Source organism: Salinivibrio sp. HTSP (assembly GCF_003390965.1).
GTDB lineage: Bacteria > Pseudomonadota > Gammaproteobacteria > Enterobacterales > Vibrionaceae > Salinivibrio > Salinivibrio kushneri.
Genome location: NZ_PXUD01000044.1, coordinates 17,667 through 35,821 on the forward strand (window position 1 = coordinate 17,667; position 18,155 = coordinate 35,821).

15 protein-coding genes are annotated in these 18,155 nt (G+C 52.2%); 1 reads left to right on the plus strand and 14 read right to left on the minus strand.

All coding sequences use genetic code 11. The features are described from left to right. Positions 1-16: 16 nt before the first annotated feature. The 14 genes from rlmB to C7A19_RS09350 all read right to left on the minus strand — a co-directional run bounded on the left by rlmB (position 17) and on the right by C7A19_RS09350 (position 16,432). Complete coding sequence (rlmB, locus tag C7A19_RS09285) at positions 17-751, minus strand: 23S rRNA (guanosine(2251)-2'-O)-methyltransferase RlmB (protein ID WP_116644750.1); 735 nt, start codon at positions 749-751, stop codon at positions 17-19. A 3-nt stretch (positions 752-754) separates the two neighbouring features. Further along, on the minus strand, positions 755-3,250 hold the full coding sequence (gene rnr, locus C7A19_RS09290) for a ribonuclease R (RefSeq protein ID WP_116644751.1): 2,496 nt from the start codon (positions 3,248-3,250) through the stop codon (positions 755-757). 217 nt (positions 3,251-3,467) lie between these two features. Then, a complete protein-coding gene (locus C7A19_RS09295) occupies positions 3,468-4,103 on the minus strand; it encodes a tetratricopeptide repeat protein (protein WP_069361589.1) in 636 nt (211 codons plus the stop codon). 203 nt (positions 4,104-4,306) lie between these two features. Continuing rightward, positions 4,307-5,605, minus strand: a complete 1,299-nt coding sequence (locus C7A19_RS09300) for an adenylosuccinate synthase (protein ID WP_069361588.1) — start codon at positions 5,603-5,605, stop codon at positions 4,307-4,309. A gap of 117 nt (positions 5,606-5,722) precedes the next feature. After that, complete coding sequence (locus C7A19_RS09305) at positions 5,723-5,908, minus strand: DUF2065 domain-containing protein (protein WP_069361587.1); 186 nt, start codon at positions 5,906-5,908, stop codon at positions 5,723-5,725. 92 nt (positions 5,909-6,000) lie between these two features. Next, the gene (hflC, locus tag C7A19_RS09310; protein ID WP_069361586.1) at positions 6,001-6,891 is read right to left on the minus strand and encodes a protease modulator HflC; all 891 of its coding nucleotides are present in this window, start codon (positions 6,889-6,891) and stop codon (positions 6,001-6,003) included. 2 nt (positions 6,892-6,893) lie between these two features. Continuing rightward, positions 6,894-8,054 (minus strand): FtsH protease activity modulator HflK, encoded by a 1,161-nt coding sequence (hflK, locus tag C7A19_RS09315; protein WP_069361585.1) that lies wholly within the window; start codon positions 8,052-8,054, stop codon positions 6,894-6,896. Between the two features lie 49 nt (positions 8,055-8,103). Beyond that, the gene (gene hflX, locus C7A19_RS09320) at positions 8,104-9,396 is read right to left on the minus strand and encodes a ribosome rescue GTPase HflX (protein WP_069361584.1); all 1,293 of its coding nucleotides are present in this window, start codon (positions 9,394-9,396) and stop codon (positions 8,104-8,106) included. A 28-nt stretch (positions 9,397-9,424) separates the two neighbouring features. After that, entirely contained in the window at positions 9,425-9,703 is a 279-nt protein-coding gene (gene hfq, locus C7A19_RS09325) for an RNA chaperone Hfq (protein ID WP_046074381.1), read from the minus strand. A 77-nt stretch (positions 9,704-9,780) separates the two neighbouring features. Continuing rightward, a complete protein-coding gene (gene miaA / locus C7A19_RS09330) occupies positions 9,781-10,722 on the minus strand; it encodes a tRNA (adenosine(37)-N6)-dimethylallyltransferase MiaA (protein ID WP_077457608.1) in 942 nt (313 codons plus the stop codon). Then, positions 10,715-12,730, minus strand: coding sequence for a DNA mismatch repair endonuclease MutL (gene mutL, locus C7A19_RS09335; RefSeq protein ID WP_077673347.1), 2,016 nt, complete (start codon positions 12,728-12,730; stop codon positions 10,715-10,717). The genes miaA and mutL overlap by 8 nt, the downstream gene beginning before the upstream one ends. A gap of 1 nt (position 12,731) precedes the next feature. Then, positions 12,732-14,420 (minus strand): LysM peptidoglycan-binding domain-containing protein, encoded by a 1,689-nt coding sequence (locus C7A19_RS09340; RefSeq protein ID WP_077457612.1) that lies wholly within the window; start codon positions 14,418-14,420, stop codon positions 12,732-12,734. A 1-nt stretch (position 14,421) separates the two neighbouring features. Then, positions 14,422-14,892: a tRNA (adenosine(37)-N6)-threonylcarbamoyltransferase complex ATPase subunit type 1 TsaE gene (tsaE, locus tag C7A19_RS09345; RefSeq protein ID WP_116644752.1), complete on the minus strand. Its 471-nt coding sequence runs from the start codon at positions 14,890-14,892 to the stop codon at positions 14,422-14,424. A 67-nt stretch (positions 14,893-14,959) separates the two neighbouring features. Beyond that, positions 14,960-16,432 (minus strand): NAD(P)H-hydrate dehydratase, encoded by a 1,473-nt coding sequence (locus C7A19_RS09350; protein ID WP_116644753.1) that lies wholly within the window; start codon positions 16,430-16,432, stop codon positions 14,960-14,962. Between the two features lie 80 nt (positions 16,433-16,512). Between C7A19_RS09350 and queG the strand changes: the two genes are divergently transcribed. After that, positions 16,513-17,640, plus strand: a complete 1,128-nt coding sequence (gene queG, locus C7A19_RS09355; RefSeq protein WP_137317908.1) for a tRNA epoxyqueuosine(34) reductase QueG — start codon at positions 16,513-16,515, stop codon at positions 17,638-17,640. The last annotated feature ends 515 nt before the right edge of the window (positions 17,641-18,155 follow it).

Consider the following 18,155-nt stretch of genomic DNA (forward strand, 5'->3'; position numbering starts at 1 on the left):
GCGGTACTTAGGGTATTTAGCGACGCTGACGCACCGCTTCATACAAACAGACGCCCGTCGCGACAGACACGTTCAAGCTCGACACGCTGCCCGCCATTGGTACCCGGATCAGCTCATCACAGGTTTCACGGGTCAAACGGCGCATGCCATCTCCTTCTGCGCCCATCACTAAGGCCAACGGCCCCACTAATTTGGTGTCGTAGACATCATGATCGGCCTCACCCGCGGTGCCCACAAACCACACGCCCTGCTCTTTGAGCGCACGCATGGTTCGCGCCAAGTTGGTGACGCGCACGAAGGGCACCACTTCAGCCGCGCCACAGGCGACCTTTCGCGCCGTGGCATTGAGCTGCGCGGATTTGTCTTTCGGGACAATCACCGCACTCACGCCGGCTGCATCGGCAGTGCGCAAACACGCCCCCAAATTATGCGGGTCGGTGACACCGTCAAGCACCAGCAACAAGGGGCTCTCGGTATTAGCGAGGATCGCCTCCAAGTCATTCTCGTTGTACTGACGACCCGGTTTGACACGGGCAACAATCCCCTGATGCGACGCACCTTGGGTTTTATCGTCTAGCGCTTTGCGGCCGACTTGCTGAATACTGACGCCCAGCATCGCAATCTCATTGAGCACAGGTACCAAACGTTCATCCTGACGCCCCTTTAACACCATCACTTCAATAAAGCGGGAAGGATCGGTCGCTAAAATCGCTTTAACGGCATGAATACCGTAAATTACTTCATTACTCATGATTTACTTCTTTTTCTGATCCGCTTTGGCTTTTTGTTTCTTCGCCTTTTTCTTACGCGCTTTTTCCGCTGGCGATTTCACTTTACGCTTTTTGCCGTTTTTATCTGCAGGCGCCTTATCGGCTTCAACATTTGGCACCGCACCGCGTTTGAGCTGTTGGCGAACCGAGGTTCGCTCACGACGGGCTTGCGGATCTTTATTCGACTCCGCACGGCCTTTCTTGCGTTTATCGCGCGCGGTTTTGCCCGGGCGACGAGCTTTGCGTTCAGAGCCTACCAGCTCAAAGTCGATTTGTCGCTCATCCAAGTTCACCGCCAAGACTTTCACGGTCACCTGATCGCCGAGCCGGAAAACACGACCCGAGCCTTCGCCCACCAAGCGTTGACCGACCATATCAAAGCGATAGTAATCATTATCGAGGTTAGAAATATGCACCAAGCCATCGATATGTAGCTCATTAAGGCGGACAAAGAAACCAAAACCAGTGACATTGGCAATCACGCCCTCTAGCTCATCGCCAACGTGATCTTGCATGTATTCACATTTAAGCCAGTCTGACACATCACGGGTGGCATCGTCGGCACGGCGCTCTGTTTTCGAGCATTGTTCACCCAGCACATCTATATCATCAAACGAGTAGTGATAGCCGCCAGTGGGTGTCCAACGGTCTTGGTTTTTACCCGCTTGCTTGGCAACCAGGTATTTAAGCGCTCGGTGCAACAGCAAATCTGGATAGCGACGAATAGGCGAGGTAAAGTGCGCGTATTGCTTGAGCGCCAAACCGAAGTGGCCTTGGTTATCCGCTTGATACACCGCTTGCTTCATCGAGCGTAGCAGCATGGTTTGAATCAGTTCACTGTCAGCACGACCATGGACCACATGCATCAGTGCCGCGTAATCTTTCGGCGTCGGCTCTAGACCACCGCTCAGGCTTAAGCCTAACTCGCCTAAAAAGTCTTTAAAGCCGCTAAGACGTTCCTCTCCTGGCGCTTCGTGAACACGAAAGAGCGCCGGCTCTTTATGTTTTTCCACAAAGCGCGCCGAAGCAACGTTGGCCAAGATCATACATTCTTCGATGATCTTGTGTGCATCGTTGCGCTCCACTGGCACAATACGGTCGATTTTGCGCTGCGCGTTGAAAATAAATTGGGTTTCCACCGTCTCAAATTCAATCGCCCCACGCTGCTGACGCGCATCACTGAGCACCTTGTACATATCGTGTAACGTTTCTAAGTGCGGCACCAATGAGCGGTAGCGCTCACGCAGTTCCTCATCGCCTTCCAGAATATGAGACACCTTGGTATAAGTCAGACGCGCGTGGGAGTTCATCACCGCTTCGTAATGTTTGTAACCAGATAACGCCCCTGATTCTGAAATCGTCATCTCACACACCATACATAGGCGGTCGACTTGCGGATTCAGCGAGCATAAGCCATTAGAAAGCACTTCCGGCAACATAGGCACCACTTGGTTCGGGAAGTACACCGAGTTACCGCGGTTTTGCGCTTCTTTATCCAGCGCCGAATCAGGACGCACATAGTAACTGACGTCGGCAATCGCCACCCACAGGCGCCAGCCGCCCGAGCGTTTACGTTCGCAATAGACCGCATCATCAAAGTCGCGGGCATCTTCACCATCGATGGTCACCAGTGGCAAATCACGCAGATCGACACGGCCCTCTTTGGCTTTTTCTGGGACCTCTTCACTCAAGCTTTTCACTTGCTTGAGCACCGCATCCGGCCATTGATGAGGAATATCGTGGGTGCGCATCGCGATCTCGATTTCCATGCCGGGTGCCATGTTCTCCCCCAGCACTTCAACAATCTTACCGACAGGATTGGTTTGTCGGGTCGGACGCTGCATGATCTCAACCACCACCACATTGCCCATACGCGCGCCCTGAGTATGATCTTTATCAATCACGATATCTTGGCCCAGGCGGCTATCGTCAGGCACGACAAAGCCCATGCCATCTTCCACAAAGTAACGGCCTACAATCTGGCCTTGGCGCGCTTCGGTTACGCGCACCACACGGGCTTCTTTGCGGCCGCGCTTATCGGTGCCAACACCTTGGGCTAAAATCACATCACCGTGCATCACACTACGCATTTGGTGGTGAGGGAGCATCCAGTCATCGTGGTTGCCTTTGCCTTCTGGGCGCAGAAAACCAAAGCCGTCACGGTGACCAATCACGGTGCCTTTGACCAAGTCTAACCGCTCGGGTAAGGCATAGCATTGACGACGGGTGAACACCAATTGTCCATCACGCTCCATGGCGCGCAGGCGTCGACGTAGCCCTTCATACTGCTCATCACCAGCTAAGCCAAGGTGTGAAAACAGATTATCGCGGCTCACTGGCGCCTTGAAGCTGCGGATCACTTCCAGCAAATGCTCTCGGCTGGGGACCGGATTGTCGTATTTCTCCGCTTCACGTGCCTGGTGTGGATCCGCAGCGATATTGTTTGGGGTATTATTTGTCGAACCTGTGTCTTGCGACATAGACCTTTTCCTATTGGCGTATGTTGATTTCATTATATCTGTAAACTGTCGCTATTGCGCCGCGATGATCGCAGTTTGACGTTTTGTTTCAGCGCCTTGCTTGCAGGCAACGAGAGGAACATGGCGCATCGGCCATATCAAATCAGATTGGGAACAGATGTGTATAGAGAGTGTAACGGATTTTGCGCATAAAGTCGCCTACTGGCGCCTTTCGCGGTCACCAATAGCTGGTACGCCGTTTGGCGCGGGCGATAATATTCTGTGGCATCCGTGCTTCAAGTGCGGCACGAAGCTCTGAAATACGGTTGCGGGTACGAGAGTCTGCGGTGATGGTTTGATATAACCAGCGATAAGCGTCTTCATAATCAAGTGGCGAACCGACATCATCCACTAGCAACTCAGCCAGTTGGATCCGGGCACGCGTATCACCCAATGAAGCGGCTTCGCGCAGGTAAGGAATCGCCCGACGTTGATCCTGTTGGACCAGCGTGCCATTGGCGTAGTAACGGCCAATTTGCTCTAGCGCAGCGGGTAGCCCTTGCTGCGCCGCTTGCTTCATGTAGTAAACACCGAGATCCGCGTCTTGATCCACACACACTCCCCACGCCAGCATATCGCCATATAAAAACTCGTAGGCGGGAGAGCCGACACGGGTAGCTCGGGCTTCGATGTCTTGCACGAGCTGGCATTCGTCTTGTTCGACGCGCTCAAGGTGAGAGTTGGTTTCAAACAGCGTGATAAGCTCACTTTCTTCGTATAATGGCACAGCCGCCCCGACGTCCGCGCGGGCCGTTGCTGTCGTCAGCGTCGCTGTCGTCAGAGAAAGTGAAAAAATCAGCGTTCGAAACTTCATGCCTACTCGCTATTCAACCAAGAAACCCAACAGCAACGCGCACGCTCGCCGTGTGCTTTTTTGTATCGGCACCTTGCATACTGACTTTAGCAAAGGCGGCAAGTTTTTTCCGCTTTCACGCGATCTGGCTTCCAACGCCACACCAAAATAGTAAAAAAGCCAGCGATCAACGCTGGCTTTTAGTATCGAACCGTCTCACGTGCTTAGCTATTAAAAGGATGCACTTTGATGATGGTTTCGTTACGGTCTGGACCGGTCGAGATCACATCGATAGGCACACCAGTCAGCTCTTCGATACGCTTGATGTAATCGAGCGCTGCTTGCGGCAGTTCGTCGAGAGATTTCACTCCAAAGGTGTTTTCACTCCAGCCCGGCATGCTTTCATAGATAGGCTCGATGTGCTCATACGCGTCAGCTGCTAGTGGAGACACCTCAACCGTGGAACCGTCTGCCATCTTGTAACCGGTGCAGATTTTGATTTCTTCCAAACCATCCATCACGTCTAGCTTGGTTAAGCAGAAGCCTGATACCGAGTTAATCTGCACAGCACGACGCATTGCCACCGCATCAAACCAACCACAACGACGCTTACGGCCAGTGGTCGCACCGAACTCAGCGCCCTTGGTGCCGAGATGCATGCCAATCTCGTCATCCAGCTCAGTCGGGAATGGGCCTGCGCCTACTCGCGTGCAATAGGCTTTGGCAATACCCAGCACATAACCAAGATGACGCGGACCAAAGCCAGAGCCTGCCGCGACACCACCAGCGGTGGTGTTCGATGAAGTCACATACGGATAGGTGCCGTGGTCGATATCAAGCAAGGTGCCTTGTGCGCCTTCAAACATGATTTTGTCACCACGCTTGCGGGCATCATCCAGCTCTTGGGTGACGTCCATCACCATACCAGTGAGAATGTCCGCTTGCTCCATGACTTTCGCCAAGGTCTCTTCGTAGCTCACCGGCTCAGTTTTGTAAAAATGCTCGAGCTGGAAGTTATGGAATTCCATCACTTCTTTGAGTTTTTCAGCAAAAGCTTCTTTATCAAACAAGTCGCCAACGCGTAGGCCACGACGGGCAACCTTGTCTTCGTATGCAGGACCAATACCACGGCCTGTGGTACCGATAGCTTTCTTACCGCGTGCTTGCTCACGTGCCGCGTCAAGCGCAATGTGATAAGGCAGGATCAGTGGACAAGCTTCTGACAGGAATAGGCGCTCACGAACCGGCACGCCACGTGCTTCCAGCTCACCCATTTCTTTCAGCAAGGCGTCCGGGGACAGCACCACGCCGTTGCCGATAATGCATTTAACGTTGTTGCGGAGGATACCAGAAGGAATCAAGTGTAGGACGGTCTTTTCACCGTCAATGACAAGAGTATGACCTGCGTTGTGACCGCCTTGATAGCGCACCACGTATTTTGCATCTTCAGTCAAAAGATCAACGATCTTTCCCTTACCTTCGTCACCCCATTGGGTGCCGAGAACGACTACGTTATTACCCATCTTCTTCGATATGCAGCTAGTTAAAAATGGATTCTAGCACCTTAAAAACTCGGTTGCAGTCATTTTTTAACCGTATTGACATTTTCACCGCTCTTCTCGGTACCAGGTGGCTGAATGCTAGGTTAAAAACTGGTAAGCCAACACACACCCAATCACCACCAAGCAACCGCCAATACGCCGCAACTGGGTGTCAGATTGCTCACCTAAAGCCATGACCATTTGTCGCCACTGTTTGGGCAGTAACATCGGCCCTAACCCCTCAACCACTAATACCAGCGCTAGCGCGCCCCACAAGCTAGTCATCCTTACCTCCTACGTCGAAAACAGGGGATGACGACATAAAAAAAGACAAGGCCAGAACCTTGTCTTTTATGCGTCGCTACCCATCTAACGATTTACTTTTCTATCGCTTCAGGTTGCTTCATGTATTTGAAGAAATCACTCTTCGGATCCACGACCAGCATATCGCTCTTACTGTCAAAGCTCTTACGATACGCTTGTAGCGAGCGAACAAAGCTATAGAACTCAGGCTCTTTTTTGAACGCACTGGCAAACAGCTTCGCCACTTCTGCGTCAGCTTCACCACGAGTGATCCGCGCTTGACGTTCTGCTTTGGACAGAATTGTCGCCACTTCTAGCTCGGCTTGCGCTCGAATAATTTCCGCTTGCTCGCGACCTTGTGCACGATGACGACGGGCAACGGCCTCACGTTCAGCACGCATACGGGCATAAATCGACTCACTGATTTCACTCGGGAGGTTGATACGCTTGATACGCAAGTCAATCAACTCAATCCCTAAATCACGCGAGCCCTCGCTGGCCGCACGCTCAAGGACGCTTTCCATCACTTGATCACGTTTTTCAGACACAATCTCTTTGATGGTCTTATTACCAATTTCGGCACGCAGGCCATCGGCAACACGACGTTGCAACAGAGATTCAGCCGTCAATTTATTACCGCCCCCCGTGGACAGATAATACTGACCAAAGTCTTTAATACGCCATTTGACGTAAGAGTCGATAATAACGTCTTTTTTCTCTGCGGTGACAAAGCGATCAGCGCGATCATCCATGGTTTGAATACGCGCATCCAAGGTCTTAACGCGATCAAACAATGGCAGTTTGAAGTGCAGACCCGGTTGGTAGATCTTGGCAATATCATTGTCCGCTTTTAGCACGCGTCCAAAACGGATAACAATGCTGCGCTCACCTTCACTCACCACGAAGATCGACATCAAAAAGACCACTGCCGCTAGGACGACAACGGGGATCATCATCTTACGCATGCTTAGTATCTCCCTTCTCGTGATGAACCAGAACGCGGCGCCGACTCTTGCTGTTTAGGCTGCGAGCTTTGCTCAAGCTCAATACCGTACTGGCTGCTCGACGTTTCTTTACGCTGGTTAGCGCCAACGGCTGCGCCTCCCATTAACTTATCCAGTGGGAGATACATGAGGTTGCTGTTTCCGCTTTGCGAATCCACCATCACCTTACTGGTATTGCTATATACTTCTTCCATGGTCTGGATGTATAGCCGGTTACGCGTCACGCGTGGCGCATCACGATACTCAGGCAACAGTTTCTCAAATTGAGAGACTTCACCCTCAGCTTCGTTAACCGTACGCTCTTTGTAACCCAGTGCCGCTTTTTTCAGCGTTTCTGCACGACCCGTTGCTTTCGGCAACACATCATTGCGATACGCTTCTGCTTCACGGATAAAGCGGGCCTCATCCTCTCGCGCTGCAATCGCATCATCAAAGGCGTCTTTGACCTGCTCAGGTGGGCGCGCATACTGGAAGTTAACATCCACCACCAACAAGCCCATTTTGTACTTGTCGATGATGTCGTTCAGCTCAACTTGGGTGCGCTCACGCACTTCTTGACGACCACGGGTGATGATGTCATCCATCAGAGAGTCACCCACGACCGCACGCAATGCCGAATCGGTTGCTTGACGCAAGCTATCATCGGCGTTGGTCACGCTATACAAATACTGCTGTGGATCCATCACGCGGTACTGAACGTCCATCTCGACGTTGACCACGTTTTCATCTTTGGTCAGCATCAGGCCAGAGCTGTTGAGCGAACGAATCGACTCCACGTCCACCGTGCTTACCGTATCCACAAAAGTTGGTTTCCAGTTCAGGCCCGGTTGAACGATACGATCATACTGACCAAACCGTAAGACCACACCACGCTGAGCTTCTCCGATGGTATAGAACCCGGAAATCCCCCAAACAATGATGCCCACTAGCGCGAGGACGCCTAGCCCTGCCATACCACCGCCGAACGATGGTCCTTTACCTTTGCGGCCACCTAAGCCGCCCAGTTTGCGACTTAGTTTGTTAAACAATTCATCAAGATCCGGTGGCCCTTGATTACGGCCTCCACGATTCCCCCAGGGGTCTTTGTCGGGACCGCCATTGTTTCCTGGCTCATTCCACGCCATTCGCGCACTCCATCAAATTGATCTGACGATAATTTTTTACTCTAGCAGCCTAATCACTGACGATAAAGTCGCCGAGCTGGTTGCCTTCTCTTTTTTCTAGTCGATACCAGTCTGTTTGTGGCAGCCTGACATCGACAAGTAGATGCCCATCATCTTGGTACTCTTCACTGACAATGCATCGCATCTGGTGAAATTTACTTTGCATTCGTCCGGCCATGCTGGGTGGTAGCCGTAATTGATGCCGCACCATGGTGCCAGATAAACGCTCGGTAAGGGCTTCAAATATGAGCGCGATACCCTGACCAGACAACGCTGACACCCAGACTGCTTTCGGAACGCCCTCTTCGTCCCGTTCAATACGAGGCTCAGCCTGATCCAGACTATCTATTTTGTTCATAATGATAAGATGAGGCACATCCGCCGCATCGATTTCATCCAACACACTGTTGACCGCTTCAATGTTGTCACCAAAGCGTTCATCACTGGCATCGACCACGTGTAACAACAAGCTCGCTTCTTGTGTTTCTTGAAGCGTTGCTTTAAATGCCGCGACCAAGTCATGCGGTAAGTGACGAATAAAGCCAACGGTATCCGCCAATATTGCGGTACCGACGTCGTCGACTTCAATACGGCGTAATGTCGGATCCAAGGTGGCAAACAGCTGATCGGCCGAATATACCCCCGCTTCGGTGATCCGATTAAACAAGGTCGATTTGCCCGCATTGGTATACCCCACCAATGACACAGTCGGCACTTCTGCCCGTGCGCGAGCGCGCCGCCCTTGCTCTCGCTGTTTCGCCACTTTATCCAGTCGCTTTAAAATCGCTTTTACCCGATCACGCACTAAGCGACGGTCTGTTTCTAACTGAGTTTCACCCGGGCCACGCAAGCCAATCCCGCCTTTTTGACGCTCAAGGTGAGTCCAGCCTCGCACAAGCCGGGTAGATAAGTGACGTAACTGTGCCAGCTCAACTTGCAACTTACCCTCATGGGTACGCGCGCGCTGGGCAAAAATATCGAGGATTAATCCGGTCCGGTCTAACACTCGGCATTTAAACCGTTGCTCTAGGTTGCGCTCTTGCGCCGCGGATAAGGTGTGATTAAAAATCACAATGTCCGCGCCGACTTGTTGCACTGTGTCTGCTATTTCTTGGGCTTTTCCCTCTCCAACAAAATATTTGGGATGAGGGGACTGACGGCTGCCGACAACAACTTGCAAGGCGTCGACACCCGAGGATGACACCAGCATTTGAAATTCGCTGAGATCATCCCACTCGCCATCATGGGTAAAATTTATATGAACGAGTACAGCCTGTTCACCGGCCTCGTAACGGTCAAACAAGCGATAGACTCCTTAGCAATAGAATGCTTTATTCCTCAGGTTTTTCTTGCTGACGTTCGCCCTGTGGACGCTCACCAGCTCCTTGGTTATTGTTGTGGTGGCTCACAGCTCGTGCCGGCACAACGGTTGAAATCGCGTGCTTATACACCATTTGATTAACCGTATTTTTTAGCAGGATCACGAACTGATCAAACGATTCGATTTGGCCTTGCAACTTAATACCATTTACTAAGTAAATGGAAACAGGAATGCGTTCACGACGTAACGCGTTCAGGAATGGGTCTTGTAATGATTGCCCCTTAGCCATTATTTCTTTTCCTTATTTGTTTGTAATTGTAGTCAATTGTCGCGGTTAAGCAGCGTCCTTGTCAGTGACAGTATACATCAAGTTTCCGTCCCTGCCGTCAACGCTTTTGTCACCGTTTGTAAAGACAGCGACGGCGTGTCGCTATCAAGCCAAGTCACATTATCCCAGCCTCTTAGCCAGGTTATCTGACGCTTGGCTAACTGGCGCGTCGCGCAAATCCCACGGTAAACGGCTTCATCATGGGTGCAACGTCCGGCCAAATAGTCCCACATCTGACGGTACCCGACACAACGAATCGAGGGCAGATCGACATGCAGATCTTCGCGTTCGTATAGTGTGCGTACCTCTTTTTCAAACCCCGCGTCGATCATTTTATCGAAACGACGCTCGATGCGGCGATGCAATTCACCTCGATCCTGAGGCGCTATTGCAAATTGGTGTACCTGATACGGCAAAGGTTCACCTTTTTTTTCTGTTAATGCTGTTAGGGTCTGGCCACTGATCCGATAGACTTCTAACGCCCGCGTAATTCGCTGAGGATCGTTGGGGTGGATCCGCGCCCCCGACACGGGATCAACCTCGCACAACTGAGCATGTAATGCTTCCCACCCATGCTGTTGCGCCTCGTTTTCTAACGCTTCACGGATGTCAGGATCCGCACTCGGCAACGGTGATAGTCCTTCTAGCAATGCTTTAAAATACAGCATGGTGCCTCCCACCAACAGTGGGATCTTACCATCCGCGACGATCCGCGCCATTTCTGTGAGCGCATCGTCACGAAAGTCTGCCGCCGAGTAGGCCTGAGACGGATCACGAATGTCGATCAAACGATGGGGGGCTTGCGCTAATTCCTCCGCGGTTGGCTTAGCTGTCCCAATATCCATCCCGCGATAAATCAGTGCCGAATCAACACTAATGATTTCCACTGGCAAAGTCTGGCGTATTGCAATGGCCAAATCCGTTTTCCCGGATGCAGTCGGCCCCATCAAAAAAATCGCTTTAGGCAGCGGATTAGTCATGCTGTAATGCTTCTATCACTGAGGTCAGGTCGAGGCGTTTAAAGTAGCGCTGGCGCCCCTTTTCTAACGCATCCCCCTGCCAATATTGTTCAATGTCCGATACGGTTTGTACCGCTTGCGCAAGGCTGACTGGATCCGATGCTACTGTCAACTGCTTTGCCAGCCAACTGCACATACTCGCGCTGTGATCCGTGTGGGATTGGTCGGGGTCTAACCCACCCAAACAATCCAACAGTGCCGGTATAAACGCTTGCAAGTTATGTTGGCGTAGTGGCTGACAGACTGACATCACCATTAATTGCTGCCCTTTGGGGCGAATATGAATGCCAAACTGGCCAAGTAACGCCTGATACTGGATCACGCGCTGACACTCCTCTTCAGAGGCCGATAACCGTTGTGGGATCAATAGAGGTTGAGTGACTAACCCCTCACCCAGAGCGGGTTGTAACGCCCCTTGATGACGCCAGCATGCCAACCGGTGATGATCGGCTAACCATAATCCCTCCCCCCAGGACATCAACACATAGTGCTGCTCAACCACCGCAAGCACCTTGCCTAATCCAGACTGACCCGTGCTCGCCACTGTTGAGGCAGTATCGATCGTTGCTGGGACGCTGTCAAAATGCGACAACGTCGTCGAACGCGCTGGCGTGGCCTCACCAAGGTCAGCCCCGGCATCAGATTGGGGGGTCATCAATGCTTGATACGCTTGCGTCGCCTGCTTTGAAGGTGAGCTTGAGGGAGCAGACGGTCTTCCCGGCCAGCCTGAACCGTGAGAGGGCCGGCCACTGCGTGAGCCGTCACTGGCGTCGTGATGATACGATACCGTATCACGCGGCAACGTGGCCTGTGACCCACCGCTCCCCTCGCGCTTACCCGGGTAATCAGGAAACGCGTCTACGGCTTGTTGGTATGGATTAGGTTTGGCGGTCGCAGAGGCTCGCGGCTGATAAGTGACGGCTTCTCTCACTTCGCCCGTCTCAGGGTCCACACTGTGATCTTCAGAGAACAACGCTTGCTGTAAGCCGTCATAAATGGCTTGATAGATAAAATCATGCACCAAGCGCGCCTGATGAAAACGGACTTCATGTTTGGCCGGGTGCACATTGACATCTACTTGATGCGGATCGACATCAATATACAGCACGAAAGCGGCATACTGATCCTGGGCAAGGCTTTGTTCATAGCCTTGACGAATCGCGTGGTTAATCAGCTTATCTTTCATCATTCGCTGATTAACAAAACAATGCTGCATATCGTTTTGTTGTCGTGCGCCTGCCGGTGTGCAGATCCAGCCTGTCAGTGCCATGTCGTGGTGATGCAGGTCAATCCGCAACGCATGCTCAACAAATTTTTGCCCACAAATCGCCTTAACGCGACGCAGTGGATCGCCATTTTCTGGTACACGTCGATATTGGCGCACTTGCGTGCCGTTGTGGCGTAGATTGATGGTGATATCAAACCGGCTCAATGCAATGCGGCGTAATAGCTCATCAATGTGGCCAAATTCGGTTTTGTCGGTGCGTAAAAATTTGCGCCGCGCTGGAGTGTTAAAGAATAAGTCCACCACTTCCACGGTACAGCCAACCGGATGGGCGGCGGGTTTGACATTCACCGCCATCTCTCGCCCTTCGGCAAACGCCGACCATGCTTCTTGCTGGTCAGCTGGACGCGAGGTGATGGTAAGACGTGATACCGAGCTAATACTCGCCAGCGCCTCGCCGCGAAAGCCGAGGCTCATGATCGCCTCAAGATCGTCAAGGCTATGGATCTTAGACGTGGCGTGTCGACTCAGGGCAAGCTGCAGATCGGCTTTGCTGATCCCACCACCATTATCACGCACCCGGATCAGTTTGCTCCCGCCTTTTTCAATATCCACATCAATGCGGGTGGCCCCGGCATCAATGCTGTTTTCTACCAGCTCCTTGACCACCGAGGCAGGACGTTCGACCACTTCCCCTGCTGCAATCTGGTTGGCAAGGCGCGCGGGTAAAATCTCAATCGCCATATTAGCTTCCTGGGATGATCAGCGTTTGCCCGACCGCCAGCGTATCAGAGCGTAATTCATTGGCGCGACGAAGGCTCTCAATCGTCACCCCGTAATTGCTAGCAATTTTGCCAAGGTATTCACCGCGTTTGACTTTGTGCTTCACCGCTGGCGGTGTTGCGCCCGGTACTTTCAGCTTTTGCCCGACCCAGAGCGTGTCAGACTTCAAGTTATTCGCACGGCGCAGCGTCGCCACCGAGACCTGATAATGCTCGGCAATTTTGCCGAGAAACTCGCCGCGGCTCACGGTGTGCGTCAGCGTACGCGTTGATGTTGCTTTACTTGTCTTTCCTGCTAATTTGGCGACATCCACATTGGGGATCGATAACACTTGGCCCACCCGCAACGTATTAGAGGTTAACCCATTCGCCGATTTTATCGCGGCGACGGAACTCTTATATTTTTTAGCAATGACCGACAGTGACTGACCGGCACTGACTTTATGTTTGACGCCGTTTTTGCGCGCAGCAAACAAGGTGCCATCCGGCGGGAAACGCTCAAAATAATTGCGAATACCATGATAGACCGCATCCGCGAGCCGGCGCTGGTGATCACGCTGAAATAGCAGGCGTTCTTCTTGCGGATTCGAGATAAAGCCCACCTCGACGAGCAAAGACGGTATGTCTGGTGATTTTAATACGGCCAGACTGGCGTGCTCTGGACTCGATTTATGCAATTTAGTGACTTTGCCAAGCTCCTTTAGTACCCGTTTGGCCACATTAAAGCCTTCCTTTTGCGAGTTACTAAACTGCAAATCCAACACCGCACGGCTTAAATACTCGTCCTCATTATTCTGTGCCAGTAAAGAGCCTCCACCCAACAAGTTGGACTGCTCTTCGTGTTTTTCAATCCAGCGACCAATTTCACTGTTCGCACGGCGACGAGAGAGTACCCATACTGACGCGCCACGAGGCTGTGGCTTATGGAAGCCATCCGCGTGTACCGAGACCAATAAATGGGCTTTGTGTTTACGTGCAATTTCGGAACGACGGTTCAAGTCGACAAAATAATCGCCCGTACGGGTTAAGACCGCACGCATGCCGGGAACAGCGTTAATACGCGCCGCCGCTTGCTTAGCGATGGAGAGCGTGACATATTTTTCAAATTTGCGGCTCGGCCCCACCGCACCGGGATCGTTACCGCCATGCCCGGCATCAATTGCCACCACGATATCCTCGGTGCCAAAAGGCAATGCGGCCACCGTCTCACGCCGCTTTTTTTCAGCAACAGACAATGCCGGCTTATTTTTATCCACTTTCTTAGGATGGGGTAAATCAACCACCAGCCGGTGGCCATATTCTCCCCCAGGGGCGAGCGAGAAGATATGTGGTTTCGCACCGTCTTTTAACTCAAAGACTAATCGATATGTCGATGCCTCGGGCGGACTACTTTTACGGATTTTACCCAGGATATCGCTGCCTTTAACCGGCTTAGGTAAGCGCGTCGCCAGCTGGCTCTGCTTTAAGTCAACCACCAACCTATCGGGGCGTGACAGTGAGAAATAGCTAAAATCCGGTTTATCTTCAAGATCCACCACCACCCGTGTCTCATTGGGGGCGGGCCATACGCGAATATTTTCAATCTTATTGGCCCAACTTGTTGCACTCAACAAACTGGCGATCATCAAGATGCAAAGCCGCTGCCACATCATGCTAGTCTTCCCATTCTAGACGGTCGATAATTGCGACCCCAACATGGGTATTCGCGTCAATAACCAGTTCACGTTGCTCGCCGTCATAGCGCAGCCTAATGTCTAGATCGGCGCGCGGTAACCAGCCTTGGCCTTTTTCCGGCCATTCAATCAAGCAAAGCGCCTGATCATTAAAATAATCACGGATCCCCATAAACTCCAACTCTTCTGGATCGCCCAGTCGATAAAGATCAAAGTGATAAACCTGCCATGGCGTTAACAAGTAAGGCTCCACGAGCGTATAGGTAGGGCTTTTCACATTACCGGTATGTCCCATTGCTTGCACAAAGCCGCGACAGAACGTGGTCTTGCCGGCGCCAAGATCACCGAGCAAGTAACAAGTGGTACTTTGCGTACATGCACGCGCCAACGCGGCACCAAACGCCACGGTGCGATCGGCATCCGTCAATGAGGTGGTAAAAGTCTGGGTCATACTACAAAGGGATCTCATCTTTATATGGGTATTCGTCGCACCTTGCATGGCTACCGCCACCCGTGCGCTAATCAACTAATTGTTGCAAATAGGGGAGTAAATCGCTGGCCAATAACCCCCGTTCTCCTGCCTCGGCCGCCTTATCACCCGCTTTGCCATGAAGATAGCACCCCAGAGCCGCGGCAGGAAATAAGTCCACGCCTTGCGCAAGTAGACTGCCTATTACACCCGACAGCACATCGCCCATTCCCCCTGACGCCATGCCAGGGTTGCCGACATTAGCAACAGCATAATTTGTGCCATCATATACGATTGTTCCCGCGCCTTTAAGTACGGCAACGCCACCATAACGAGTGTGTATCGCTTTGACGGCAGCAAAGCGGTCAAGTTCCACATCTTTGGTGTCACAACCTAATAAGCGCGCCGCCTCTCCGGGATGGGGGGTGAGGATCCAGTCATCACGGTGTTGTGGCTGCCGCGCTAACTTATTAAGGCCATCGGCATCAATCACCTTGGGCGTCCGAGCACTCACGGCGATCGTCCACAACGCATCCGACCACGCACTCTGGCCCAGTCCCGGGCCAATAACCAAATGGGTTGCCCATGCGAGCGTCTCGCTGAGTGATTGGCCGGGTGCCCAATCTTGTGTCATCAACTCCGGCTGACGGGTGACCAGCATCAACGTATGCGCTTTTTGTGTCACTACTTTGACAAGCCCGGCACCGGCTCTTAACGCCGCTTGCGCTGATAAGGTCACCGCGCCCGCCATACCTTGATCGCCACCTAAACACAGTACACGCCCAAACTGGCCTTTGTGTGCACTACGCGCGCGCTTGGGTAAATGCTGTTCAATCCAGTCGTCGCAAACAAGGTAGCCGGCGGGTGTGCACTGACGCGAGAACGCCGTCGCCACGTTCAAGCCCGCGAACAATAATTTACCGCGATAAGAGACAGCTTGGCCGGTGAGCAATCCTTGTTTTAACGCAATCAAGGTGACGGTCATATCCGCATCAATGGCCACGCCTTTCACGCAGCCACTATTGGCACAAAGCCCAGAAGGAATATCTACCGCCACCACAGGTACATCCGCGAGGTTGATAGCGCTGATCGCCTGCGCAAACGCTCCCTCCACGGCACGCGATAATCCAGTGCCCAAGATAGCATCGACCACGACATCAAACTGGCTGATGGTGGGTGGGTGTTCCACATAGCTACCACCACAATCTTGCCACTCTTGCCAAGCAGTCGCCGCATCCCCCTCCAGTTTATTTGGGGTCGCTAACGACCAGACGGTAACGTTCAACCCTGCGGATTTGGCAAGCCGCGCAATCACATAACCATCACCCGCGTTATTCCCGGCGCCACATACGATTAATAGTCTGGCCGCATTGGGATAATGGTGATTAATACTGTCAAACACTGACTGTCCCGCGCGTAGCATTAACTGATACAGGGGAATCGACAATGCACGCGCGACCGCTTGCTCGCCTTCTCGAACTTGCTCTGCGCGATAGAAACTCTGTGGTAAACTTGTTGCCATTAAGTGCCTCCATTGATTGTTCTGCACCACCCAAGGCCTCAGGATCTACCGCTATGTCGCAACCCAAGTCCGATGCATCCATTGATTTCGACCACCTCGCCCAACGTATCAAGCAATGGGGGCAAGCGCTAGGCTTCCAGCAGGTGGGGATCACGGATGTTGATCTCAAGCAACATGAAGCGCAATTACAGCGCTGGCTTGATAACGGCTATCACGGTGAGATGGCGTGGATGGCCAGACATGGCATGATGCGCGCGCGCCCCGATGAGTTAGTGCCAGGCACGGTACGCGTGATCAGTGTGCGGATGAACTACTTACCCCCCAATGCCGGTTTTGCGCATACGCTGGCGCATCCAGAGCTTGGGTACATTAGCCGTTACTCTTTGGGACGGGACTACCATAAATTGATCCGCAACCGCTTAAAAAAGCTTGGACAACAGATTGAACAAGCGGTCGGCCCCTATGGTTACCGCCCTTTCGTCGACTCCGCGCCAGTCCTTGAGCGTCCTCTAGCGGAAAAAGCAGGATTGGGCTGGACAGGCAAACACTCCCTGATCCTCAATGATGAAACGGGATCCTGGTTCTTCCTCGGTGAGTTATTGGTGGATCTTCCTTTACCTGTCGACACCCCTGTCGAGAATCAATGCGGTAAATGCGTGGCCTGCATGACCAGCTGTCCCACTCAAGCGATCATCGCAGAGGGCGTGGTCGACGCCCGTCGCTGCATTTCTTACCTGACTATCGAATATGATGGTGTGATCCCCTTAGAATTTCGCCATGCCATCGGTAACCGTATCTATGGTTGCGATGACTGCCAGTTGGTTTGCCCGTTTAACCGGGAGGCCGAACTGACCTTAGAGGCCGACTTCCACTGTCGCCCCAGCCTTGATCAGCAGCCGCTCACCACGCTTTTCAACTGGGATGAGGACACTTTTTTATCGCTAACCCAGGGCTCAGCAGTACGCCGGATAGGGATTAAAAAATGGCGGCGCAACTTGGCTATTGCGATGGGTAATGCCCCCTTCGATCAGGCGATCATCGATAGTCTCAAGGCGCGGCTCGGTGAGGACGAGCTGGTTGACGAACATATTCACTGGGCGCTCAGCGAGCAAGAGAAAAAACGACAGCGTATTGATGTCAAAACGCTACCCACAGGGACGCGTCGTCTCGTGCGCATCATAGAAAAAGGATTGCCTCGTGACGCTTAATCAGGGCTTACAAGCAGAAAGATGACGCTATTCACATAATGTGGAAAACCGTCACGCAATGCGCATTTATGGTGCGCTTTTTGATAGTTAAACACATTGATGGTGCATTAAGCGAGCAAGATCACGTAAGTGAATAACACTGTGGAAAAGCGTTAGCTAACCTGAAAGAAAAGCCTAAATATCCCTTATTTTACAATCAGTTAAGGTGTTTTTGCGTTTATTGCACGTGTGCAACATAGATACCGTGCCTGATGATAAGATAACCAGCACTATACACAGCAACAAATCCATTAACTGGTTTATCCACAGCGCTTGACCTGTGGATAAGTCTGTGCAGTGTTGGTAAAAAACCGCGCCACCATGCGCTTTCAGAGAAAGCATGGACAGATGGGATTTGTGTAAGAAATGATGCTTCACAGCATTAAAGATGGCGCTATCTTAAACGCCACACTGGTGGTTAACCAAGTGATTGGAGCGACACACGGGGTTCGAACCCGTGACCTCAACCTTGGCAA